Consider the following 22173-nt stretch of genomic DNA (forward strand, 5'->3'; position numbering starts at 1 on the left):
ACGGCGGCTGGTGTGTCATCCTGTCCAGGTGTCACAAGTGGTGTGCTTTCGGACGTTTCAACTGCATCATCTGCCAAAACAGGCGCGGATGTCGTTGTCGTCGCTTGCGGCGCGGGCTCTTCCACGGTCTCGACGACGGGCGCTTGCGCTGTTTCCGTCGGTACATCCGGGACAGCTTCTGCATCAGGCGTCACAACGCTCAGTGGAACGGCATCGGCAAAACTCGGTACATCTTCAGGGCTGCTGGGCAAGGGCACCGGCAACTGCGTTGTCTGCACCGCGGGCACCATATCCTGTGTCGCCATCTGCGGCGCGTCAGGGCCAGTTGCAAAATCCGGCTGCTTAATGGCAAGCGAGAGGCCACTCAGCCCGACGCCGCCCAAAATCAGCCCCCAGAGACTGCCCTTTACATAGCCCTTCATCTGCCCAAACCTTTTTTCTTCGACCTTGACGTGCCCTTGCGTCCCGGCCCATGTATGGCGGGCTTATACCGTTCTCTTCACCGGAAACGGTAGCCCTTTTTGTTATATGCGCGGGTTTTTACGATGCTGCTTCTGATCGATAACTATGACAGCTTTACCTATAACCTGGTCCACTATCTGGGCGAGTTGGGTGCAGATGTCGTGGTCAAACGCAATGATGCGCTTGATGTGCAGGAAGCGATGGCCATGCGCCCCGAGGCGATCATGCTGTCGCCCGGCCCCTGTGATCCGGCGCAGGCGGGGATTTGTCTTGCCCTTGTCCATGCCGCAGCCGAGGTAAAAATGCCGCTGATGGGTGTCTGCCTTGGACATCAGGCAATTGGCGAGGCCTTTGGCGGCAATGTCGTGCGCTGCCATGAAATTGTGCACGGCAAAATGGGCGCCATGCATCATACTGGCAAAGGGCTTTTTGCGGGATTACCCAGCCCCTTTGAGGCAACACGCTATCATTCGCTGGTGGTGGACCGCGATACCCTGCCCGATTGCCTTGAAATCACGGCAGAGCTGGAAGACGGCACCATCATGGGCCTGCAGCACCGTGACCTGCCGATCCACGGCGTCCAATTCCATCCTGAAAGCATCCGGTCGGAACACGGCCATCAGCTTCTCCAGAACTTTCTTGCCAACACGAAGGTGCCCGCATGAGTGACGCAATGAAGCCGCTGATTTTCGCAGCCTCCGAAGGACCGCTGTCGCGGTCGCAGGCGGAAGAGGCCTTCGGCTATCTCTTTGAAGGGGCCGCCACCCCTGCGCAGATCGGCGGATTTTTGATGGCGCTGCGCGCACGCGGCGAATCTGTCTCGGAATACGCCGCTGCCGCCGCCGTGATGCGCGCGCATTGCATTCCCGTCAAAGCCCCCGAGGGCGCGATGGATATCGTCGGCACGGGTGGAGACGGGAAACACACGCTCAATATCTCGACCGCGACCGCCTTTGTTGTGGCTGGTGCCGGCGTTCCGGTGGCCAAACACGGCAACCGCAACCTGTCGTCGAAATCGGGCACCGCAGATGTGCAAGGCGCGCTTGGCATCAACGTCATGGTTGGCCCTGAGGTGGTAGAGAAAGCAATCGCAGAAGCGGGCATCGGCTTTATGATGGCGCCGATGCACCATCCGGCGATGAAACATGTGGGGCCTATCCGCGTGGAACTTGGATCAAAGACGATTTTCAACATATTGGGACCATTGACTAATCCCGCAGGTGTGAAGCGCCAGCTCACCGGCGCCTTTGCACCCGACCTGATTTTCCCGATGGCGGAAACCCTGCAACAGCTTGGCAGCGAAAAAGCTTGGCTGGTCCACGGGAGCGACGGCACCGACGAGATCACGATCTGCGGCCCCACGGCTGTCGCGGCCCTTGAGGACGGCAAGATCAGGTCCCGCGAAATCCACCCTGAGGATGCGGGCCTGCCGGTCCACCATTTCCGCGACATTATCGGGGGCACGCCCGACGAAAATGCGGCCGCCCTCTCCGCTTTGCTGGATGGCGCGACAGGCGCGTACCGTGATGCCGTGCTTTTGAACGCTGCGGCTGCCTTGGTCGTGGCCGACAAGGCGGGCGATCTGAAAGAAGGTGTGGCAATGGCCCGCGACAGCATCGACAGCGGCAAGGCCAAACAGGCGCTTGCGACACTGGCACGGATTACCTCTGCCGCGTGATGTTTGATCTGACCGATCTTGGTGCGTGGGATGATCTGCCGTTTTTTACGCAGGACCTACCGGAGATAGTCACCCGGATTGAGGGGGATGTGCTGCCGCCCCCCGCGCTGACCTTTGCCGCCCTCAAACACACCCAACCCGATGAGACCCGTGTCGTGATCCTCGGCCAGGACCCCTATCATACCCCCGGCAAGGCCGATGGGCTGGCGTTTTCCATTCCAGATGACTTTGGCGGACGCCTTGACAGTCTGGGCAATATTTTCAAGGAAATTCAGAGTGATACAGGCCATACCCGTACGAAAACCGGCCTTCAGGATTGGGCAGATCAGGGCGTTTTGCTGCTCAACACGGCCCTGACCGTGCCTCCGGGCCAACCCAAAGCCCACGCCCAACTGGGCTGGTCCGGATTGGTCACCCAGACGCTGAAACGTCTCGACGACCGCCCCCGCGCCTTCATCCTGTGGGGCGCACCGGCACAGGCCTATGCCAAACACCTTGGCCCCGATCACCTGATCCTGCGCGCACCGCACCCGTCCCCGCTTTCGGCACATCGCGGGTTTTTCGGGTCGCGCCCATTTTCAAAGGTGAACCAGTGGCTTATTGATCAAGGCCAAGAGCCAATCAACTGGGCGGACCCATGAGCGATATTCTCGAAAAGATCAAAACCTACAAACTCGCCGATGTGGCCGCGCGCAAGGCAGCGGTTCCACTGGCCGAGGTCGAAGCCCGCGCCAAGGCGGCCCCGCCGACACGCGGTTTCGCCGATGCGCTGGCGGATGCGGTACGCGAAGGATACGGGTTGATCGCCGAGATCAAAAAGGCCAGCCCCTCCAAGGGTTTGATCCGCGCCGATTTCGACCCGCCCGCGCTCGCCAAAGCTTACGCCGAAGGGGGGGCCACCTGCCTGTCCGTCCTGACCGACAGCCCTTCTTTTCAGGGCGACGACAGCTATCTGACCGCCGCCCGCAGCGCCGTCGATCTGCCCGCCCTGCGCAAGGATTTCATGTACGACACCTATCAGGTCGCCGAGGCCCGCGCGCTTCACGCCGATTGCATCCTGATCATCATGGCCAGCGTCAGCGACGCGCAAGCGCAAGAGTTGGAAGAGGCGGCCCTTGCGTGGGATATGGATGTGCTGATCGAAGTGCATGACGCGGCAGAACTGGAACGCGCGACGCTGCTGAAATCGCCTTTGATGGGGATCAACAACCGCAACCTCAAAACCTTTGAAACCACGCTCGATACCACCCGCACCCTGTCCAAATTGGTGCCCGTCGACCGCATGATCGTCTGCGAAAGCGGCCTGAACACGCCCGAGGAACTGGCTGATATGGCCCGCTACGGCGCGCGCGCCTTCCTGATCGGTGAAAGCCTGATGCGGCAGGACGATGTGGCCACAGCCACCCGCACCCTGCTTGCGAATCCCGCCACAGGGGGCCTGTGATGTCAGGACTTTCCCATTTCGACACCGACGGCAAGGCGCATATGGTTGATGTCTCGGACAAACCTGTAACCGCGCGTACCGCCGTAGCCGAAGGCACTATTAGGATGACGCCCGAAACGCTCGCCCTGATCACCGAAGGCCGCGCGGATAAAGGTGACGTGCTGGGGATCGCGCGGATTGCTGGCATCATGGGGGCCAAGAAAACCGCCGATCTGATCCCGCTCTGCCACCCTTTGCCGATCACAAAGGTCGCGCTTGACCTGACCCCGGACACCGCCCTGCCCGGCATCCGTATTACCGCCACGGTAAAGACAGGCGGTCAAACCGGTGTCGAGATGGAGGCGCTCACAGCCGTCAGCATTGCAGCCCTTACCGTTTACGACATGGTCAAAGCGGTGCAAAAAGACATGGAAATCGGCGGCGTCCGGCTGACTTTCAAGGACGGCGGCAAATCGGGACGGTTTGAAAACCCATGATTTCGGTCGATGAGGCCCTTTCCCATCTCTTCGCGCTGACCACACCGCTCGAGGCCGAAGAGGTGCCGCTGATCAAGGCGCATGGCCGCGTGCTTGCCAAAGATGCACTTGCCACGCGTAACCAGCCCCCTTTTGCCGCTTCCGCAATGGATGGTTACGCGGTCAATGCCAAATCCATCAAAGCCGGCCAGACCTATGAGGTCATCGGCGAGGCTGCCGCTGGCCATGCGTGGCAGGGTCAGGTTGGTCCGACCCAAGCGCTGCGTATCTTCACGGGCGCACCTTTGCCCGAAGGGACAGATCACGTCATTATTCAGGAAAATGTCACCCGCGAGGGCGATACAATCACCCTTGATGACAGCCCCAATGACACCTCTTATGTGCGCCCGGCAGGTGCCGATTTCAAAGCCGGCGATGCGATCCGCGCACCGCGCCTGCTCACCCCGTCCGATATTGCGTTGCTTGCGGCGATGAACATCGCAACCGTGTCTGTCGTGCGCAGGCCATCGGTCGCCATTATCGCAACGGGCGATGAACTCGTCCAACCTGGCGAAACACCGGGGCCGGATCAGATCATCGCCTCCAACAGCTACGGGCTCGCGGCACTTGTGACACAACTCGGTGCGCACGCGCGCCTGCTTCCGATTGCGCGCGACACCCGCGCGTCACTCGGGCTTGCCTTTGACCTGGCTGCAGATGCGGACCTGATTGTCACAATCGGGGGTGCCTCCGTCGGTGATCATGATCTGGTGGGCGAAGTCGCCGCCGGCAAAGGCATGGACCGCGCTTTTTACAAAGTCGCCATGCGCCCGGGCAAACCGCTGATGGCAGGGCGCATGGGCCGCACCTCAATGATCGGCCTGCCGGGCAACCCTGTCTCTGCCATGGTCTGCGGGCATGTGTTTCTCGCCCCCGTGATCCGCAAAATGCTGGGACTTGGCGCGCACCCTGCGCCGCGTGAAACCCACACCCTTGCCAAACCCGTCTCCGCCAACGGCCCCCGCGAACACTATATGCGCGCGCATCTTGGCCCCGAAGGTGTGACGATTTTTGCGCGTCAGGACAGCGCGCTACTCACCGTACTGGCTGAGGCCAATTGCCTCGCCGTACGCCCTATCAACGATCCTGCACGCAACGCAGGTGACCCGATTGACATTATCCGCCTCTGAGCCCTGGCTTTCCATGTCCCCTCAAACTTCCGCCGGAGGCATCCCGAATTTTCGGCACTAGACAGCCATCAGTTGACACAAAACAAGAACATGCATAGAACATATGCAAAACGTGGCAACGGAGCAGTCATATGTTGACGAAAAAACAGCTCGATCTTCTGGAGTTCATTCACAAGCGCGTCCAGCGCGATGGTGTCCCGCCCAGTTTCGATGAAATGAAAGAAGCGCTCGATCTGCGCTCCAAATCCGGTATCCACCGTCTGATTACCGCTCTGGAAGAACGCGGTTTCATCCGGCGTTTGGCGCACCGTGCCCGTGCGCTTGAGATCGTGAAACTGCCGGATGCGATGCATGGCAAGACCGGTTTTCAGCCGCGCGTGATTGACGGGGACAAACCCGACAGCACCCCCGCCGCCGCCATGGTCGTTGAAACCGGCGCGGTGGATCTGCCAATGATGGGCCGCATTGCTGCGGGTGTCCCGATCGAGGCGATCAGCGAAGCCTCGCACAACGTCTCTGTGCCGCAATCCATGCTGGGCAGCGGTGATCACTACGCGCTTGAAGTCAAAGGCGATTCGATGATCGAGGCGGGCATCAACGACGGCGACGTCGTTGTGATCCGTGAAACATCCGTTGCCGATAACGGTGATATCGTCGTGGCCCTTGTTGAAGGTCATGAGGCCACACTGAAACGGTTCCGCCGCAACGGCGCGGCCATCGCGCTCGAGGCTGCGAACCCTGCCTATGAAACACGGGTGTTCCGTGATGATCAGGTCAAGGTCCAAGGCCGATTGGTCGGCCTGATCCGCACCTACTAGGGGCGTTCCAATTCACCTGGGAAGGGTCGCTTCGGCGGCCCTTTTTTGTTGTGCATAAGGGAGCGTGACGGGCGCGGGCCATGGTCCTTGCCAACTGTTCCAAGGGCGCTGCCCTGTCATCTGATGCGCCGTTGTGATCAACAAATCACCATTCCCCGCCACATCCAGCGCCAAAGCGCCCGTGTTGCGCAACCGCGCCATATCATAGACCGCGCAAGGGCGCGTGATCTCGTCAAACTGGTTGCTGATCAGCACATCGGCCCCATCGCAGCCGCGTAATCCCGCGAGGGCAGTTTTGCCAGACACCTGCAACACCACCCAACCACCCAGGTTGGCCCGCGTGACACGCCCCTCGATCAAGAGCCCGTCACGCGCGGCGGCCACCTCTTGGGCGACGGGCGCGCCATCATTCTCAAGCCAGATCCCCGCCACAAAACTATTGCCAGTGGGCTTGGACAGCGTCCGCCCATCCGGACCCTGTAGCCCAATCAGCGCCCCGCTATCTGCGACAAGCAGCGTGGCACGCGATGTCTGTTGCCAAAGCACAGCTGCCAGAAGGACAACAGCAACCCCGATCAACCGTCCTCGCCCCACGATCAAAACACAAGCCAGAAGCCCAAAGGCCAGGAGCGGCAAAACAAACCAATCCGGCGCCACAACATGCCCCAGCGCCCCCTCTTGTGCGGATACGGTCCGCGCCACCAACAAGATCCAGCGCAGGCCGAGGTCCATCAACCCGAGCCCGATCCACCACAGCCCCAAGGGGGCAAGGCAGACCGCCAGCACCGCCGCAGGCATCACCAGAATACCCATCAAAGGCACGCTCACGACATTGGCGATCAGCCCGTAATGGGCAATCTGGTTGAAATGTGCCGCAGCGAAAGGTGCCGTTGCCAGACCAGCGATGAACGACGACAGGATCACCGAGAGTACCGCACGCGCCCACCGCGGCAAACGGCGCAAGTCAACCTTTCGCAGCGCCCCGAAAGCCACGACAAGTGCCGTTGTTGCCGCAAATGACATCTGGAACCCCGGCCCGATCAGGGCCTCGGGTTGCCACAGAAGCACGAGGATCGCTGCAATTGCGACGGCCCGCAGTGTCAGCGCCTTGCGCCCCAGCAAGACGGCCACCAACATAACGCCGACCATGATATAGGCGCGCTCGGTGGAAACGCTGCCGCCCGACAGGGCCAGATAGAACGCGCCGACCGCCAGCGCACAGACTGCAGCGATCTTCTTGGTGGGCCAACGCAAGGCGATGCCGGGGATCAAAGCTAAACCATAGCGGACGACCGCAAAGATAAAGCCCGTCAAAAGCCCCATATGCAGACCCGAAATGGCCAAGAGATGCGCGAGATTGGAGGTTCGCAAATCACGCAAGGTCTCTTGCCCCATACCGGAGCGGTCACCCGTCATGATGGCGGCGGCAAAAGCCCCCGCCTCGCCCGGGATGGCCGCTTGCACCGCGCGCGACACCGCCATGCGCAGCGCAAAAAGGCGCGCAGCGAGCGTGGTGTTATCCGCCGCCACCAGACGCAGGACCGGGGTGCGCGTATAGCCCACAGCGCCCAGTTGCATGAACCATGCATGGCGTTGAAAATCAAAGCCGCCTGGCTCGGAGGGTCCTGCGGGCGGTGACAGATGCCCTGTCAGGATAATCACATCACCGGGCGTAAAGGCGGCGAGCGGCTGTTGCCCATGCACCGACACGCGCACACGATCCGGCGTGCGGTCAGGCGACATGCGTTCAAGAACCACACGGTCCAGCGTCAACCGCACCGCATCGCTGGCCGAACGGTCGATATTCACGATCCGCCCCTCGATGGCACCATAGTAGCGAAAGGTCAGGATCGGCGCCTCGACCGCCGCAACACGCAGCTTGGCAATGCCGGCACCTGCAACCACAAGAACAAGGGCCACCAGCAAAGGCGCAAACGCCGTGGGCACCAAACGTGATGCCACAAGCAAACCGGCCGCACCAACGGCGAAACCGGCCATAAGCAGGACGTCAGGTTCGAAAGACAGCGCAAAATAGGTGCCGATCCCGACACCGAGCCACACCGGCACCCAGCCAATCAATTGCCCGCGTTGCGCCAGAAGCACGTCTTCGATCCGCGCACGCACTTGTCCTTCACCCCGCAGTCTTCTATCCCACGTCCAAGCCGGGATCTTACCGGAAAGCTGGTTAGCGAAAGGTTAATATACCCATGTCTGTTGTCACACGCTTCGCCCCGTCCCCCACTGGCGCCTTGCACATCGGGGGCGCGCGCACGGCCTTGTTTAACTGGCTTTATGCCCGCGGACACGGCGGCACATTCCTGCTGCGGATCGAGGACACGGACAAAGCGCGTTCCACAGACGAAAACCGTCAGGCGATCCTTGATGGTCTGACGTGGCTGGGCCTTGATTGGGATGGCGAACCGACCAGCCAGGCCGCCAACGCCGACCGTCACGCGGCGGTTGCGCATGAATTGCTGGCCAAAGGAGCGGCCTATAAGTGCTTCAGCACGCAAGAGGAAATCGAAGCTTTCCGTGAAAAGGCCCGCGAGGAGAAGACATCCACTCTTTTCCGTTCGCCATGGCGCGATGTGGCGGCGGCGGATCATCCTGATGCGCCTTACGTGATCCGCATCAAGGCCCCGCGCGACGGGCAGACAACGCTGCACGATGAGGTCCAAGGCGATGTGACATTCGCCAATGACCAGTTGGACGATATGATCCTGCTGCGCTCGGACGGCACACCTGTTTATATGCTGGCGGTTGTCGTGGACGATCACGACATGGGCGTGACGCACGTCATCCGTGGCGACGACCACCTTGCCAACGCGTTTCGCCAAAACCTGATCTACGAGGCGATGGGCTGGGCGAAACCGGTTCTCGCACATATCCCGCTGATCTTTGGCCCCGACGGCAAGAAACTGTCAAAACGCCACGGGGCTACGGGCGCTGCCGAATATCAGGCGCTGGGGTATCCTGCGGCCGGTATGCGCAACTATCTGGCGCGTCTGGGGTGGAGCCACGGGGATGATGAATTCTTTACCGACGAACAGGCGAAAGACTGGTTTGAACTGGATGGCATAGGCAAATCACCGGCACGGTTCGATTTCAAAAAGCTCGAAAATATCTGCGGTCAGCATATTGCGGTCGCGGACGATGCTGCACTGCTGCAAGAAATGCAGGGTTACCTTGCGGCAACAGGGGCTGAGCCGTTCACAGAGGCACAAAAAATTGGCATGTTGAAAGCGATGTACTGCCTTAAAGAACGGGCCAAGACTTTTCCGGAACTGGTTGAAAAGGCTCACTTTGTTCTGACGTCCCGCCCGATTGTGCCGGACGAAAAGGCTGCGGCCCACCTGACTGATGTATTCCGTGGTATACTGGGAGAATTGACGCCGCAGTTGCAAAATGCTAGCTGGTCTCGTGACATCCTGGAAGGGGCCGTCGCATCCACTGCCGAAGCTCATGACATGAAACTAGGCAAGCTGGCCGGACCTTTACGGGCGGCTCTCGCTGGACGCGCGGTCTCACCGAGTGTGTTCGACATGATGTTGGTCCTGGGGCAAGATGAAACCATCGCCCGTCTGCAGGATGCCAGCCGCTGATATCTGCGTCATATACGCGTGATTATCCGCTGGTAACCAATGTTGATTGATGCTGCTGCTGCGACTGGATTGGTCGCAGGACCGAAAGGGAATGAAATATGGCTGACACTACTGATACCGCGAAGCTGACGCTCAAAGGCAAGACTTACGATTTGCCCGTATACTCCCCCACGGGCGGACCAGACGTGATTGATATCCGCAAGCTTTACGCCCAAGCCGACGTCTTCACCTACGATCCAGGCTTTACGTCAACCGCGGCCTGCGACAGCACCATTACGTTTATCGACGGCGAAGAGGGTATCCTGCTCCACCGTGGCTATCCGATCGACCAGTTGGCATCCCAGTCGCATTACCTCGAAGTCTGTTATCTGCTGCTTTACGGTGAGCTGCCTTCCTCCACCGAGTTGGAGAAATTCGAATCCCTCGTGACCAATCACACGATGATCCACGAGCAGATGCACAACTTCTTCCGTGGTTTCCGCCGTGATGCGCACCCGATGGCCACGATGGTGGGTGTTGTGGGCGCGATGTCCGCATTCTATCACGACAGCACCGACATCAACGACCCGCACCAGCGCGAAGTGGCCACGATCCGTCTGATCGCCAAGATGCCAACCGTTGCGGCGATGGCCTATAAATATTCGATCGGCCAGCCGTTTGTGTACCCACGCAACGATCTGGATTATGCCGCGAACTTCCTGCACATGTGCTTTGCTGTGCCCGCGCAGGAATACCATGTCGATCCGATCCTGGCCCGCGCGATGGACCGTATTTTGACGTTGCACGCCGATCACGAACAAAACGCCTCGACCTCGACGGTGCGTCTGGCGTCCTCCTCTGGCGCGAACCCGTTTGCCTGTATCGCGGCCGGTATTGCCTGCCTCTGGGGTCCTGCTCACGGTGGCGCCAACCAGGCCTGTCTTGAGATGCTCAAGGAAATCGGCACCGTTGACCGGATTCCTGAGTTCATCGCACGCGCCAAGGACAAGAATGATCCTTACCGTCTGATGGGCTTTGGCCACCGCGTGTACAAAAACTTCGATCCGCGCGCGACAGTGATGAAGCAAAGTGCGGATGAGGTGCTGGAGCTTTTGGGCGTTGAAAATAACCCCGTGCTGCAAGTCGCCAAAGAGCTTGAGAAACAAGCGCTGGCCGATCCGTATTTTGCCGACAAAAAGCTGTTCCCGAACGTGGACTTCTACTCCGGCATCATCCTCGAGGCGATGGGTTTCCCGACCTCGATGTTCACACCGATCTTTGCCGTGGCCCGCACCGTAGGCTGGATTTCGCAGTGGGCCGAACAGCTTGCCGATCCACAGCTAAAGATCGGCCGTCCGCGCCAGCTTTATCTGGGCGAGATGGAACGCAACTATATCGACATCGAAAAACGTTAAGACTTTGGGGCTGCCTTCGGGCAGCCCTTTTTACGTCTCAGCGGCCTTCGTAAACCGCTTTGCGCTTTTCAAGGAACGCCACGACACCTTCCTGAAAATCGCGCGTCTTGCCACAGCGCCCTTGCAGTTTTGCCTCCAGCGCCAGTTGCTCATCCAGCGAATTCTCGAACGATCCACGGATTGCCTTTTTCAACTGCCGGTAAGCCACCGTCGGTCCTTGGGCCAGATGGGCGGCGCGCGTGGCCACATGGTCTTTGAATGTGGCGGCGGGGGCGGTCTCATAGATCATTCCCCATTGCTCGGCCTGTTGCGCGCTGATCTTGTCGGCAAAAAGGGCCGCACCCATCGCCTTGGCCGCCCCCATCTGGCGCGGCAACCAATAGGTGCCACCGGCATCAGGGATCAGGCCAATCCGTGTAAACGCCTGAATGAAAAAGGCATCCTCGGAGGCGATCACCACATCTGCCGCCAGTGCAAGGTTCGCCCCGGCCCCGGCTGCGGGACCGTTCACCGCCGCAATTGTCGGCACACGGCAATCAAAGATCGCCTTGAGCATCGGCACATATTCATCGCGGAGGGTGCGTTCCAGATCAAGCGTCGCGGCGCTACCACCATCGCCAAGGTCTTGCCCAGAGCAAAACGCCCTGCCTGCCCCCGTCAACACGACGACCCGCGCATCCTTTTCAGCGGCTTTGAATGCATGGGTGATCTCGGCGCGCATCTGCGTGTTGAGCGCATTCATCATGTCGGGGCGGTTCAGCGTAATCTCTGCAACAGAATTGCGAATGGCGAATTGAATGGCCTGATAGTCCATAAACGGGATCCTTTAACAGTTTCCCGACACTCTAGTGAACCGATCCGTTTAGGAAAGCACTACGGCACGTCACGACCGCAGTATTTTCTCCAATTCCGCTTCTTCGCTTTCGGACAAGGCGGGTGCGGTTTCGCGTTTTGCACGAATGGTGGACCACCCCACGCCAAGAGCGATGAGCAGCAGCGCAGGTGCTGCAAGCCAGAGCAGGATATTGGCCCCTTCGGTTGTTGGCCGCAGCAGGACAAACTCACCATAGCGCGCCACAAGGAAATCAACCGCTTCCTTATCCGTATCGCCGGCAACCAGCCTTTCACGCAGCAGCACTCGCAGCTCTTTGGCAAGGGCCGCGTTGCTTTCATCAATGCTTTCATTGCGGCACACAGGACAGCGCAGACCTTGTGACAAATCGCGCGCGCGCTCTTCCAATGCGGGGTCGTCAAGGATTTCACTGGGCTCGACGGACCAAACCGGCCCGCCGAGTAGCAGCAAGATCAGCAAAAAACGCTTCATTCCGCGGGCACCGCCCCGACAGGGGTTTTTTTCTTGGCAGACGCTGCACCAACCCGCAAGCGCCGGTCAGAGAGCGAGAAACAACCGCCGAGCGCCATCAGGATCGCGCCGCCCCAGATCCAGTTGGCAAAGGGTTTGAGGTACACACGCACCGCCCATCCGCCATTTGCCTGCGGATCACCGATGACAACATAGATATCCCGCACAAAACCGTTCAAAATCGCGGCTTCGGTCGTGGGCATGTTGGCGACAGGATAGAACCGCTTTTCGGGGTGCAGATTGCCGACAGGATTATCACCACGCCAGACAGAGATATCGGCCATCGTGGTCATATAGTTGGGACCTTGTTGCTGGCTGACGTCATCCAGACGGAACTCGAACTGGCCAACACTCCAAGCATCGCCAAGCTGCGCCACGCGGATGTCCTCTTTCTCCCACGCCAACATTGCGGCGATACCAAAGATCGTCACACCCATCCCGATATGCGCCGTCGCCTTGCCCCAATCAGCGCGCGGCAAGCGTGATATGCGACGAAGGCGCGACATCAAGCCATCACGGCCACTGCGCAACCACAGATCAAGGATGGCACCACCAACGACCCAGACACCAAGGGCCACACCAACCGGACCCAAGGCCGAGTTGCCGCTTTGCACCGCGTAAACGAGTGCGGCCATGGCGACAGCAAGCACAAGCCAACCGACAAGCGATTTAGACGCGCGCGTCAGATTTCCGCGCTTCCACGCCAGCAGTGACCCAAGCGGCAAGACAATCGCGAGCGCCACCATGAACGGCGTAAAGGCCGCATCAAAGAACGGTGGCCCTACCGATAGCGTGCGATCAAACAACATCTCGGCTACCAGTGGCCAAATCGTGCCGATAAAGACGACAAAGCAGCTGACCGACAACAGGATATTATTAAGGATCAGCCCGCTTTCACGGCTGACGGTTGAGAAGACGCCTTTGGAATCCAACGCCCCCGCGCGGAAAGCAAAGAGAGTCAGCGCCCCCCCAAGAAAAACAGCGAGAATAATCAGGATCAGCATCCCGCGCTCGGGGTCATTTGCAAAGGCATGGACCGAGGTGAGGACACCTGAGCGCACAATAAACGCACCAAGCAACGAAAACCCGAATGCCATGATGGCCAACAGAATTGTCCAGCTTTTCAGCGCTTCACGTTTCTCGACTACAATGGCCGAGTGCAGGAGCGCCGTCGCGATAAGCCATGGCATGAAAGAGGCATTCTCAACGGGGTCCCAGAACCAGAAACCACCCCAACCCAGCTCGTAGTAGGCCCACCATGAACCAAGCGCGATCCCGACGGTCAGGAACATCCACGCTGCCAAAGTCCACGGACGGACCCAGCGGCCCCAAGCGGCGTCAACGCGCCCCTCGATCAGGGCAGCAATCGCGAAAGAGAATGACATGCTCAGGCCGACGTAACCCAGATAAAGAAACGGCGGATGAAACGCCAAACCGGGGTCCTGCAAAAGCGGGTTCAGGTCACGCCCGTTCAGGGGTGGAACTTCCAACCGCAGAAACGGGTTTGAGGTGAACAAAACGAAAGCGAAAAACGCCACAGCGATCGCCGCTTGCACCGACAGCACCCTTGCGCGCAACCGCGCTGGCAAGCCGTCACCAAACCACGCCGCACAAGCACCAAAAAGCGTCAGAATCATCATCCAGAGCAGCATCGAGCCCTCATGATTGCCCCAGACACCGGTGATTTTGTAGATCATCGGCTTGTCGGTATGTGAGTTCAGATAGACCAGCTGCAACGAAAAGTCGGATGTCACAAAGGCCCATGTAAGCACCGCAAAGGAAAATGCGGTGAGAAGGAATTGTACGGTGGCCGCCGGTTCGGCCATCGCCATCCAGCTTGCGTTGCCACGGTGCGCACCGATCATCGGCACGATCATCTGGAAAATGGCAATGCCAAAGGCCAGAATCAGAGCGAAGTGTCCAAGTTCTATCAACATGAACCAAAGATAACGCATTTATCGGCGAGGCAACATACCTGACCCTTCATATATCCGGTACATTTTGGCGCAGGCTCACAGCGCCAGACCACCGCCCACAGCATAAGTCAGCCCTGCCATCAAAAGCCCGCCGATCACCAGCCGCACCAACCATTTCAACGTGTCTTCAATCGCACCCAGACGGCGCGCGACATTGGCCCTGTGCACCTCATCCACCGCATTGCGCATCTCAAGTGCGACGATCCGGCGCTCTAACTGGCTGGCCCAGTTATTCTCCATTTTTGGCCTGCCAATCGGACAGGGCCGGATTGTCGGCAGGCGGAACAGACGGGACTTGCAGCGCTTTCGATACACTTAGGCTTTGCACCACAGAGCGTTGAAATTCTTGTGATTTCACCTGATGTCGCGCACCAAAATAGAAACTTACGATCGCGCCCATCAGCCACCAAAGCGGTTCCGGCACCAGCGCAAGGCCTTCCATCCCTTTTGCAAACTGTTCGGGGTTTTGCATCGCCATCGCAAAGAGCCAGATTGTCCCCAAAGCAAGCGCAGGGCGCGGTAGCCTGTTCAGCCCGTCAACGGTCCGGTCAAACAGGCCCCGCTGCGGGCGCGCAAACTCGGCGGCCAGTTGTGTCAGGCTATCGTTGCGCGCCGAGGCATCCCGCACCGCCCCGTTTTCCGCGTTTTCACGGAATATCTGCGCTGTCTCGACGATCACATTGCGGTTATCGCCAAAAAGAAATGACATCACGGTTGGAATCAACCCCATTTCGCGACCCTCGCTTTATGCTGTGCTTCTGTCAGGTGGTAACGTGCGGCAACAAATTCCTCGGCCCGCTTGATCCACCCGCCTTTGCCGCCATCGCGGCGCATGGCGTACTTGCGGCTTGCCGGACGCCTGTCTGCCAGAGCGTAATAATAATTGCGCCGCGCAATTCCGTAGGCATCGACCAGATGTTCGGGGGCGGCAGCAATCGCCTGACGGGTCGCGGCGATCGTTTTGGGTCCAATGACCCCGTCTACAGTCACCTCAATGCGCATATCGCACAGCAAGCGCTGCAGGATTTTCACCGCATTGGCCCCTGCGTTCACATACATATCGAAAACACTGGGGTGGAGCGGTGCAGGAAGCCGGTCAATCCGAGGTCCGCGAAAATAATGTTCCACAAAGATCGACACCGCATGGGCGCGTGTCAGCACGCGTACGTCGCTGCTGTCAATCTGGCCGTCCTTGGTCAGATCAAGCCCTAAACGGCGCATGGTGTGAACCGTGACGCCAAAATTGGTCGGCCCGCCCGGATCATCGGGATCATTTACATAGCCGCCTTCGCGGTCAACGATCTGTGTGGCAATTTCGGTGACTGTCGGCATCTTCGCCCCTTCCATGTGGATGGGGCAAAGGCTGCTCTCAATTCGTTAATTCGTGACGATAGCACCGTCCGGATCAACATAGACACCCTGTTCCTTCAGCGCATCAAGCACTTCGGAAGGCATGTAGGTTTCATCATGTTTTGCAAGAATTTCAACGGCTTCAAAGCGACCGTCGATGTAGTTGCCCTGTGCAACCATGCCCTGGCCCTCTTCAAACAGATCAGGCAGGATACCGGTGTAGACCACGGGTACAACCGCGCCACCATCGGTCACGGCAAAGCTGACCTGCTCGCCCTGTCCGCGCACCAGCGACCCTTCGGCAACCAAGCCACCGATGCGGAAGCGCTCATTCGGCGGCGGCGGGGCTTCGGTCACTTCGGAGGGTGAGCGGAAGAACTGGAAGCTGTCATCAGGCAGGAACCAGAGAAGCACGAGAACCAGTGCTACACTGACGCCCGCCATCGACATGACCTGAACGCGGCGGCGCTTCTTGAGGCTCTTGAGACCACCCGTCATGGGAACACCGGCGCCAGCATCAGGCCCTCTGTTTCGGGCAAGCCCAGCATCAGGTTGGCGTTCTGGATCGCCTGCCCTGATGACCCTTTGGTCAGGTTATCCAGTGCGGCAATCACAATCGCGCGGCCCGGAATACGGTCAGCCACAACACCGATATGGCAAAAGTTCGATGCCCGGATATGTTTGATCGACGGATGTTGTCCCATCGGCAGTACCTCAATAAACGGCTCTTCCGCGTAAGCGGCTTTCAGCGTTGCATATATAGTATCAGGATCACCTTGCACATAGGTGGTGGCCAAAATGCCGCGGTTGGCGGGAATCAGATGCGGGGTGAACTGGATTTTCACAGGCCGTCCCGCAATGGCCGAGAACTCCTGATCGAACTCGCCCAGATGCCGGTGTGTGCCCCCGACCGCATAGGCATGCGCCCCTTCTGACAATTCCGCGTGCAACAGGTTTTCCTTCAGACTACGTCCTGCGCCCGATACTGCCGCTTTTAGATCAAGGATGATCTGATCCAGATCAATCACGCCCGCTTCGATCAAAGGGCGCAGCACATATTGGCCTGTGGCCGCGTTGCATCCGGTGCCAGCAACCAGCCGCGCGCCTTTGATCTCTTCACGGTAAAACTCGGTCAGGCCGTAAACCGCTTCTTTTTGCATCTCGGTCGCCGCATGGGCTTTGCCATACCATTTTTCATAATCGGCAGGATCGCGCAGACGGAAATCAGCGGACAGATCGACGATTTTGAGCGTTTTGGGCAGTTCCGCAATCACGGCCTGCGATGTGGCATGTGGCAAAGCACAGAACACCAGATCGACACCGTCGAAATTCATGTCCTCAATCGTGGTCAGCACAGGCAGATCTAGATGGCGCAGATGCGGAAACACATCGGCCATGGCCATTCCCGCTTTGGAATTGCCCGACAGGCCCACGATTTGCAGGCCGGGATGCGTTGCGATCAGGCGGACAAGTTCGGCACCGGTATAGCCGGAAGCGCCCAGAATGGCGACGTTATAGGTCATTTGATGATCCCTCAGGATGAAAGGTCTTGAAATCGGTTATGCGGCGGTAAAGGTAATCTTCCGTCGCAGAAACTGGGTCGCCCGATTGGACACGCGGTCCGGATCACCCGTTGTCAGAAAGGCAGAGTCCATCCCCGGGCCAACCATCTCGGGCCGGCGCTGCAGGTAATCGGCAAGGCTCTCTGCGACCAGATTGGCCTGACTGAAGACTTTGACATGCGGGCCAAGGGCGGCCTGAAATGCCTCTTCCATCAACGGGTAATGGGTACAGCCCAGCACCGCGGCATCAGGCTCCGGCATCTTGCGTTTGAGCGCATCAACATGGCTGCGCACCAGCGCCTCGGCCAGGATCATATCCCCATCTTCGATGGCATCCACAACACCGCCGCAAGCCTGTGCCTCGACATCGACACCAATCGCGCGGAAGGCCAGTTCGCGCTGGAAAGCGCGGCTGGATACAGTGGCGGGCGTCGCGAACAGTGCCACATGCTTCACATCAACCTCACGGGGTGGCGAGTTGTCGCCCCACTGCCGTTCGGTCAGCGCCTCGATCAGGGGCACAAAGACGCCCAACACGCGCTTGCCCTCGGGCACCCAGCCCTCTTGCATCCGGCGCAGAGCCGCAGCCGAGGCGGTGTTGCAGGCCAAAATCACCAGATCACACCCCGCATCAAACAACCGCTGCGTGGATTTGGTCGTCAGATTGTAAATGTCATCCGGCGTGCGCACACCGTAAGGCGCATGCGCACTGTCACCCATGTAGACCAGCGGAAGATCAGGCAGGCGCTTGGCCACAGCGTCCAGCACCGTAAGCCCGCCAAGACCACTATCGAATATGCCCACTGCCATTACTGCGTACCTTGTATTTCGCTTCGAACTCATGCCCCAGGTGGGACGGATCCACCGGGCTTGTGCTCAACTCATACGTGGCTTTACGCAGGAAATCCATGCATCCTTTGGGGTCTTTTTTGAAACGCTCCAAGGTCGCTTGCGGGATCGGTTCACCGATGACAACGCGGACGGGTTTGTTGATCTTGGCCTTGAATTCACGGATGAACATGCCCGTGCGCAGGGTGCTGTGTAGGTGGCTGGCCAGTTGGAACAGGCGGCTGTTGTGCCCTTCGAAAAACACCGGAACCACAGTTGCCCCGGATTTCGCAACCATCTTGGCGGTAAAGGTGCGCCAGCTGGGGTCCATCGGCTTGGAAAAAGGCGTGGCGGACGTGGACACCGTCCCGCCCGGGAAAATGCCGATCGCGCCGCCCTCTTGCAGGTAGGCAATCGCTTTCATGCGGGTTTCGAGGTTCAGCTTGGCGGCTTCTTTGGTCTCGTCAAAGGAAATCGGCAGGATGATGCGTTCAAGATCCGCCGCCCGCCGGAAAATCCGGTGCGCGAGCACGCGAAAATCGCCCTGCCTGCGCGCCGACAGGATACGCCCCATCATCAGCCCATCAAGAATCCCGTAGGGGTGGTTGGACACCACGATCAGCGGCCCCGTGCGCGGGATATTCTCGAGCGATCCGCCGATCACATCCAGCTCCACCCCATAGCGGGTGCACATGACCTCCCAGAAATCCGCCCCCGCCGCGACCTCGGCGTCATAGCCTTTCGCCTTGCGGATCAGCCGCAAACGCCCTGTCGCATTTTCCAGCACACGGATGACCGCACGCCCGGAACGGCGCTTGGCCGATGAGGCATAGGTAATATCACGGGCGGCATCACGGTCGGTTGCAGGCATGGCGGGGTTATCCAGAAAACGATTCAGAGTCGTTTAACCGCCAAATACGAAAATACCATGACAAAACGGCTATTCCGCCGCCTGTTGCATCGGGGCCGCCCGCAAGACCGCCAAAAGCTCTTCACGGCGCTTGGCGGCCTTGCGCACATTCGCTTCCTTTACCGGACCAAAGCCACGAATTTCACGGGGTAATGCCGCCAATGCCATCGCCGCATCCCGCGTATCAGGGCGCAGGATCTGCAGCACTTCGGCCATGTCCGCCTCATATTCCTTGATCAACGCGCGCTCCATCCGGCGCTCGGCTGTGCGCCCGAACGGATCAAAGGGCGTACCACGCAGGAACTTCAGCTTCGCAAGCTTCGGAAACGCCCACGCCATGCGCTTGCCAAATTCCTTTTTCGCAGGCCGCCCGTCTGGGCCGGTCTTGGTCAGCATGGGAGGGGCAAGGTGATATGTCAGCTTCAGATCGCCATCAAACTCGGCCTTTGCCTTTTCTTCGGTCTGCGTCAGCAGGCGCGCCACCTCGTATTCATCCTTGTATGCCAAGAGCTTATGATAGCCTGTTGCCACCGCGGCGCGCATCCCGTCATCCATGAAACGATCAACCATTTTGCGATACCGCTTGGCCAACCGTTTGCCCTGATAGGCCACCAAATGCGCCTCGCGGAAGGCTATTTTCTCAGCCGTGGATTTGGGCAATGCCACAACATTCGGCGCCAGCAAAGCCTGCACATCCGCCGGATGCAGATAGGCCCAGCGGCCCAATTCAAATGCACGGATATTACGATCCACAGCGGCACCATTCAGCTTGATAGCTTGCAAGATCGCCTCATAACCTACTGGAATTGCGCCCATTTGCCACGCCGCCCCAAAGACCATCATGTTTGAATAGATGCTGTCCCCCAAAAGCGCCTTAGCCAGATCGGAGGCATCAAACATCGCCAACCCGTCCGACAAACGCGCGCCAAGCGAGACCTTCAATTCATCACTTGGCAGCCGGAATTCGGTGTTACGGGTGAAATCGCCGGTGATAATTTCATGGCTGTTCACCACACCTTTGGTGCGGCCTGTTTTCATCAACCCCAGCGTTTTGGCACCCGCAGAGACGACCAGATCACCGCCGATCAGCGCGTCACATTCCCCCGTTGCGACGCGGATTGCGTTGATATCGCTTGGCTTCTCGCCGATCCGGCAATGGATATGCACCGCACCGCCCTTTTGGGCCAGCCCCGCCATTTCCATCATGCCCGCCCCTTTGCCGTCGATATGCGCGGCCATCGCCAGCACGGCACCGATTGTGACAACGCCTGTACCACCAACACCGGTAATCACCACGTTGTGGGTCCCGTTGATCGCAGGCAGCACAGGGTCCGGCATGTCGGGCAGATCAACGTCTGCGGTCGCCTCTTTGCGGATCTTCGCGCCCTCAATCGTCACGAAAGACGGGCAGAACCCTTTGACGCAGGAAAAATCCTTGTTGCACGATGACTGGTCAATCGCACGCTTGCGGCCCAGTTCGGTTTCAACCGGCACAATGGACACACAGTTGGATTGCACCCCACAATCGCCGCAGCCTTCACAGATATCGGTATTGATAAAGACCCGCTTGTCAGGATCAGGAAACTGCCCGCGTTTGCGACGGCGGCGCTTCTCGGCGGCACAGGTTTGCACATACACTATGGCCGACACACCCTTGTATTTGCTGAATTTTTCTTGCACCAATGGCATCTTGGCCCGCTCGTGTACGTCCAGACCTTTCGGGAAGCGTGCAAGGTCGATGTCTTCTTTCTCATCATAGACAAGGGCCACGTTGCGCACCCCCATCGCCTGAATCTCGCGACAAATCTGATCGGCGGTCAGCCCGCCATCGTTACCCTGACCGCCGGTCATGGCCACCGCGTCATTATAGAGGATTTTATAGGTGATATTGGTTCCCGCCATCAGCGCGAACCGAATGGCCTGCACGCCTGAATGGTTATAGGTACCGTCGCCTAGGTTCTGGAACACATGGTCGCGGGTCGAGAACGGCGCCTCGCCCACCCAGTTCGCGCCCTCGCCCCCCATCTGGGTAAAACCAACAGTTTCGCGGTCCATCCACTGCACCATGTAGTGACAGCCGATACCTGCATAGGCGCGCGATCCTTCGGGTACTTTGGTTGACGAGTTATGCGGACAGCCGGAACAGAAATAGGGCAACCGCTGCGCCAGTTCGGGCGCATTGTCTGCACGGCGCGCTTCGGCCAATTGGGCCAGCCCCGCTTCAACACCCGCCGACCCACATCCCTCTTCCACCAAGATGCCGCCCAGTTTTTCCGCGATCACAATCGGGTTCAAATCTGCCTTGGTCTGGAACACCTCTTCGCGGCGCCCAGCGGAATGTTCATCGCCCTTGTGCCAGCCGTAAACGCGCCGCCCGTCACGGTCATCAAACAGCGCCTCTTTGACCTGCACTTCGATCAGCTTGCGTTTTTCCTCAACCACCACAATCAGATCGAGCCCTTCGGCCCATTCGTGGAACGACGCCATATCCAGCGGCCAGACCTGACCCACCTTATAGGTGGTGATGCCCAGACGTTCGGCCTCGGCCTCATCAATATTCAGCAATGCAAGAGCGTGCTGCAAATCAAGCCAGTTCTTGCCAGCCGCGACAAAGCCGATCTTTGCACCGGGCTTGCCCCATTTGCGCTGGTCCATCTTGTTGGCACGGCTGAATGCTTCGGCGGCAAAGCGTTTGTGGTCGATCATCCGCGCCTCTTGCAGCTGCGGGGTATCAACAAGGCGGATGTTCAAACCGCCCTCGGGCAAGTCCAGACCAGGACGGACGAAAGACATGCGGTCGGGATCACCGTCTACCACAGACGTCACCTCGATCGTGTCTTTCATCGTCTTCAGGCCCACCCAGACACCGGCAAAGCGCGACAGTTCCCACGCATAGAGCCCGTAATCGAGGATTTCCTGCACGCCCGCAGGCGACACAATCGGCATATAGGCATCAATCATTGCCCAGTCCGATTGATGCAACGTGGTCGAGCTTTCACCCGTATGGTCATCGCCCATGGCCATGATCACACCGCCGTGGGGCGACGTGCCTGCCATATTGGCGTGGCGCATCACATCACCCGAACGGTCCACACCCGGCCCCTTGCCGTACCACAGGCCGAAGACACCGTCGTATTTGCC

At 59.1% G+C, this 22173-nt stretch carries 21 protein-coding genes and 1 pseudogene; 9 read left to right on the forward strand and 13 right to left on the reverse strand.

All coding sequences use genetic code 11. From position 1 onward, the window contains the following. Window positions 1-422: pseudogene (locus VGP75_RS04135) on the reverse strand (hypothetical protein); the annotation flags it as partial. 123 nt (window positions 423-545) lie between these two features. Between VGP75_RS04135 and VGP75_RS04140 the strand changes: the two are divergent. The 7 genes from VGP75_RS04140 (at window position 546) to lexA (ending at window position 6047) form a co-directional block, all read left to right on the forward strand. Next, window positions 546-1127, forward strand: coding sequence for an anthranilate synthase component II (locus VGP75_RS04140; RefSeq protein ID WP_327542455.1), 582 nt, complete (start codon window positions 546-548; stop codon window positions 1125-1127). Continuing rightward, window positions 1124-2140: an anthranilate phosphoribosyltransferase gene (gene trpD, locus VGP75_RS04145; protein ID WP_327542456.1), complete on the forward strand. Its 1017-nt coding sequence runs from the start codon at window positions 1124-1126 to the stop codon at window positions 2138-2140. Before VGP75_RS04140 ends, trpD begins: the two co-directional genes overlap by 4 nt. Next, window positions 2140-2781 carry a uracil-DNA glycosylase gene (locus tag VGP75_RS04150; RefSeq protein ID WP_327542473.1) on the forward strand — a complete coding sequence of 214 codons (642 nt, stop codon included), beginning with the start codon at window positions 2140-2142 and terminating at the stop codon, window positions 2779-2781. Before trpD ends, VGP75_RS04150 begins: the two co-directional genes overlap by 1 nt. Further along, entirely contained in the window at window positions 2778-3584 is an 807-nt protein-coding gene (gene trpC / locus VGP75_RS04155) for an indole-3-glycerol phosphate synthase TrpC (RefSeq protein WP_327542457.1), read from the forward strand. Before VGP75_RS04150 ends, trpC begins: the two co-directional genes overlap by 4 nt. Beyond that, window positions 3584-4060 (forward strand): cyclic pyranopterin monophosphate synthase MoaC, encoded by a 477-nt coding sequence (gene moaC, locus VGP75_RS04160; protein WP_327542458.1) that lies wholly within the window; start codon window positions 3584-3586, stop codon window positions 4058-4060. The genes trpC and moaC overlap by 1 nt, the downstream gene beginning before the upstream one ends. Continuing rightward, window positions 4057-5229 carry a molybdopterin molybdotransferase MoeA gene (locus VGP75_RS04165; protein ID WP_327542459.1) on the forward strand — a complete coding sequence of 391 codons (1173 nt, stop codon included), beginning with the start codon at window positions 4057-4059 and terminating at the stop codon, window positions 5227-5229. Before moaC ends, VGP75_RS04165 begins: the two co-directional genes overlap by 4 nt. A 131-nt stretch (window positions 5230-5360) precedes the next feature. Continuing rightward, complete coding sequence (gene lexA / locus VGP75_RS04170; protein WP_327542460.1) at window positions 5361-6047, forward strand: transcriptional repressor LexA; 687 nt, start codon at window positions 5361-5363, stop codon at window positions 6045-6047. 12 nt (window positions 6048-6059) lie between these two features. Here the strand turns inward: lexA and VGP75_RS04175 are convergent, their stop codons facing one another. Then, window positions 6060-8171, reverse strand: coding sequence for a ComEC/Rec2 family competence protein (locus VGP75_RS04175; protein ID WP_327542461.1), 2112 nt, complete (start codon window positions 8169-8171; stop codon window positions 6060-6062). An 83-nt stretch (window positions 8172-8254) separates the two neighbouring features. Between VGP75_RS04175 and gltX the strand changes: the two genes are divergently transcribed. Both gltX and VGP75_RS04185 read left to right on the forward strand, forming a co-directional pair. Beyond that, window positions 8255-9649 carry a glutamate--tRNA ligase gene (gene gltX, locus VGP75_RS04180; protein ID WP_327542462.1) on the forward strand — a complete coding sequence of 465 codons (1395 nt, stop codon included), beginning with the start codon at window positions 8255-8257 and terminating at the stop codon, window positions 9647-9649. A gap of 98 nt (window positions 9650-9747) precedes the next feature. Next, window positions 9748-11043, forward strand: coding sequence for a citrate synthase (locus VGP75_RS04185; protein ID WP_327542463.1), 1296 nt, complete (start codon window positions 9748-9750; stop codon window positions 11041-11043). Window positions 11044-11080: 37 nt separating this feature from the next. On the opposite strand, the gene VGP75_RS04190 is transcribed toward VGP75_RS04185, so the two are convergent. From VGP75_RS04190 to VGP75_RS04240, 11 genes are all read right to left on the reverse strand, one after another. After that, window positions 11081-11857: an enoyl-CoA hydratase-related protein gene (locus VGP75_RS04190; RefSeq protein ID WP_327542464.1), complete on the reverse strand. Its 777-nt coding sequence runs from the start codon at window positions 11855-11857 to the stop codon at window positions 11081-11083. Between the two features lie 69 nt (window positions 11858-11926). Further along, complete coding sequence (locus VGP75_RS04195; protein ID WP_327542465.1) at window positions 11927-12367, reverse strand: cytochrome c-type biogenesis protein; 441 nt, start codon at window positions 12365-12367, stop codon at window positions 11927-11929. After that, window positions 12364-14343, reverse strand: a complete 1980-nt coding sequence (locus VGP75_RS04200; RefSeq protein ID WP_327542466.1) for a heme lyase CcmF/NrfE family subunit — start codon at window positions 14341-14343, stop codon at window positions 12364-12366. Before VGP75_RS04200 ends, VGP75_RS04195 begins: the two co-directional genes overlap by 4 nt. A gap of 75 nt (window positions 14344-14418) precedes the next feature. Further along, complete coding sequence (locus VGP75_RS04205; RefSeq protein ID WP_055292571.1) at window positions 14419-14622, reverse strand: pseudouridine synthase; 204 nt, start codon at window positions 14620-14622, stop codon at window positions 14419-14421. Then, complete coding sequence (locus tag VGP75_RS04210) at window positions 14612-15112, reverse strand: holin family protein (protein ID WP_327542467.1); 501 nt, start codon at window positions 15110-15112, stop codon at window positions 14612-14614. Before VGP75_RS04210 ends, VGP75_RS04205 begins: the two co-directional genes overlap by 11 nt. Further along, the gene (locus tag VGP75_RS04215; protein ID WP_327542468.1) at window positions 15103-15714 is read right to left on the reverse strand and encodes a holin-associated N-acetylmuramidase; all 612 of its coding nucleotides are present in this window, start codon (window positions 15712-15714) and stop codon (window positions 15103-15105) included. Before VGP75_RS04215 ends, VGP75_RS04210 begins: the two co-directional genes overlap by 10 nt. 45 nt (window positions 15715-15759) lie before the next feature. After that, complete coding sequence (gene ccmE / locus VGP75_RS04220; RefSeq protein ID WP_327542469.1) at window positions 15760-16230, reverse strand: cytochrome c maturation protein CcmE; 471 nt, start codon at window positions 16228-16230, stop codon at window positions 15760-15762. Beyond that, a complete protein-coding gene (argC, locus tag VGP75_RS04225) occupies window positions 16227-17255 on the reverse strand; it encodes an N-acetyl-gamma-glutamyl-phosphate reductase (RefSeq protein WP_327542470.1) in 1029 nt (342 codons plus the stop codon). Before argC ends, ccmE begins: the two co-directional genes overlap by 4 nt. A gap of 36 nt (window positions 17256-17291) precedes the next feature. After that, entirely contained in the window at window positions 17292-18104 is an 813-nt protein-coding gene (locus VGP75_RS04230) for a glutamate racemase (RefSeq protein WP_110279043.1), read from the reverse strand. Then, on the reverse strand, window positions 18082-18993 hold the full coding sequence (locus VGP75_RS04235) for a lysophospholipid acyltransferase family protein (RefSeq protein WP_327542471.1): 912 nt from the start codon (window positions 18991-18993) through the stop codon (window positions 18082-18084). Before VGP75_RS04235 ends, VGP75_RS04230 begins: the two co-directional genes overlap by 23 nt. Before the next feature lie 69 nt (window positions 18994-19062). Next, window positions 19063-22173 (reverse strand): indolepyruvate ferredoxin oxidoreductase family protein (locus tag VGP75_RS04240; RefSeq protein ID WP_327542472.1); only part of this gene is annotated, 3111 nt, incomplete at its 5' end.

Source organism: Yoonia sp., from assembly GCF_036007805.1.
GTDB lineage: Bacteria > Pseudomonadota > Alphaproteobacteria > Rhodobacterales > Rhodobacteraceae > Yoonia.

What these genes read in the sequence shown, in the direction of transcription:
- gltX (WP_327542462.1), top strand. Translation starts at nt 8,255, where the DNA reads ATGTCTGTTGTCACACGCTTCGCCCCGTCCCCCACTGGCGCCTTGCAC.
- VGP75_RS04200 (WP_327542466.1), bottom strand. Translation starts at nt 14,343, where the DNA reads ATGTTGATAGAACTTGGACACTTCGCTCTGATTCTGGCCTTTGGCATT.
- VGP75_RS04190 (WP_327542464.1), bottom strand. Translation starts at nt 11,857, where the DNA reads ATGGACTATCAGGCCATTCAATTCGCCATTCGCAATTCTGTTGCAGAG.
- VGP75_RS04230 (WP_110279043.1), bottom strand. Translation starts at nt 18,104, where the DNA reads ATGGCAGTGGGCATATTCGATAGTGGTCTTGGCGGGCTTACGGTGCTG.
- argC (WP_327542470.1), bottom strand. Translation starts at nt 17,255, where the DNA reads ATGACCTATAACGTCGCCATTCTGGGCGCTTCCGGCTATACCGGTGCC.
- trpD (WP_327542456.1), top strand. Translation starts at nt 1,124, where the DNA reads ATGAGTGACGCAATGAAGCCGCTGATTTTCGCAGCCTCCGAAGGACCG.
- VGP75_RS04185 (WP_327542463.1), top strand. Translation starts at nt 9,748, where the DNA reads ATGGCTGACACTACTGATACCGCGAAGCTGACGCTCAAAGGCAAGACT.
- VGP75_RS04235 (WP_327542471.1), bottom strand. Translation starts at nt 18,993, where the DNA reads ATGCCTGCAACCGACCGTGATGCCGCCCGTGATATTACCTATGCCTCA.
- VGP75_RS04210 (WP_327542467.1), bottom strand. Translation starts at nt 15,112, where the DNA reads ATGGGGTTGATTCCAACCGTGATGTCATTTCTTTTTGGCGATAACCGC.
- VGP75_RS04150 (WP_327542473.1), top strand. Translation starts at nt 2,140, where the DNA reads ATGTTTGATCTGACCGATCTTGGTGCGTGGGATGATCTGCCGTTTTTT.
- lexA (WP_327542460.1), top strand. Translation starts at nt 5,361, where the DNA reads ATGTTGACGAAAAAACAGCTCGATCTTCTGGAGTTCATTCACAAGCGC.
- moaC (WP_327542458.1), top strand. Translation starts at nt 3,584, where the DNA reads ATGTCAGGACTTTCCCATTTCGACACCGACGGCAAGGCGCATATGGTT.
- VGP75_RS04140 (WP_327542455.1), top strand. Translation starts at nt 546, where the DNA reads ATGCTGCTTCTGATCGATAACTATGACAGCTTTACCTATAACCTGGTC.
- ccmE (WP_327542469.1), bottom strand. Translation starts at nt 16,230, where the DNA reads ATGACGGGTGGTCTCAAGAGCCTCAAGAAGCGCCGCCGCGTTCAGGTC.
- trpC (WP_327542457.1), top strand. Translation starts at nt 2,778, where the DNA reads ATGAGCGATATTCTCGAAAAGATCAAAACCTACAAACTCGCCGATGTG.
- VGP75_RS04195 (WP_327542465.1), bottom strand. Translation starts at nt 12,367, where the DNA reads ATGAAGCGTTTTTTGCTGATCTTGCTGCTACTCGGCGGGCCGGTTTGG.
- VGP75_RS04205 (WP_055292571.1), bottom strand. Translation starts at nt 14,622, where the DNA reads ATGGAGAATAACTGGGCCAGCCAGTTAGAGCGCCGGATCGTCGCACTT.
- VGP75_RS04165 (WP_327542459.1), top strand. Translation starts at nt 4,057, where the DNA reads ATGATTTCGGTCGATGAGGCCCTTTCCCATCTCTTCGCGCTGACCACA.
- VGP75_RS04215 (WP_327542468.1), bottom strand. Translation starts at nt 15,714, where the DNA reads ATGCCGACAGTCACCGAAATTGCCACACAGATCGTTGACCGCGAAGGC.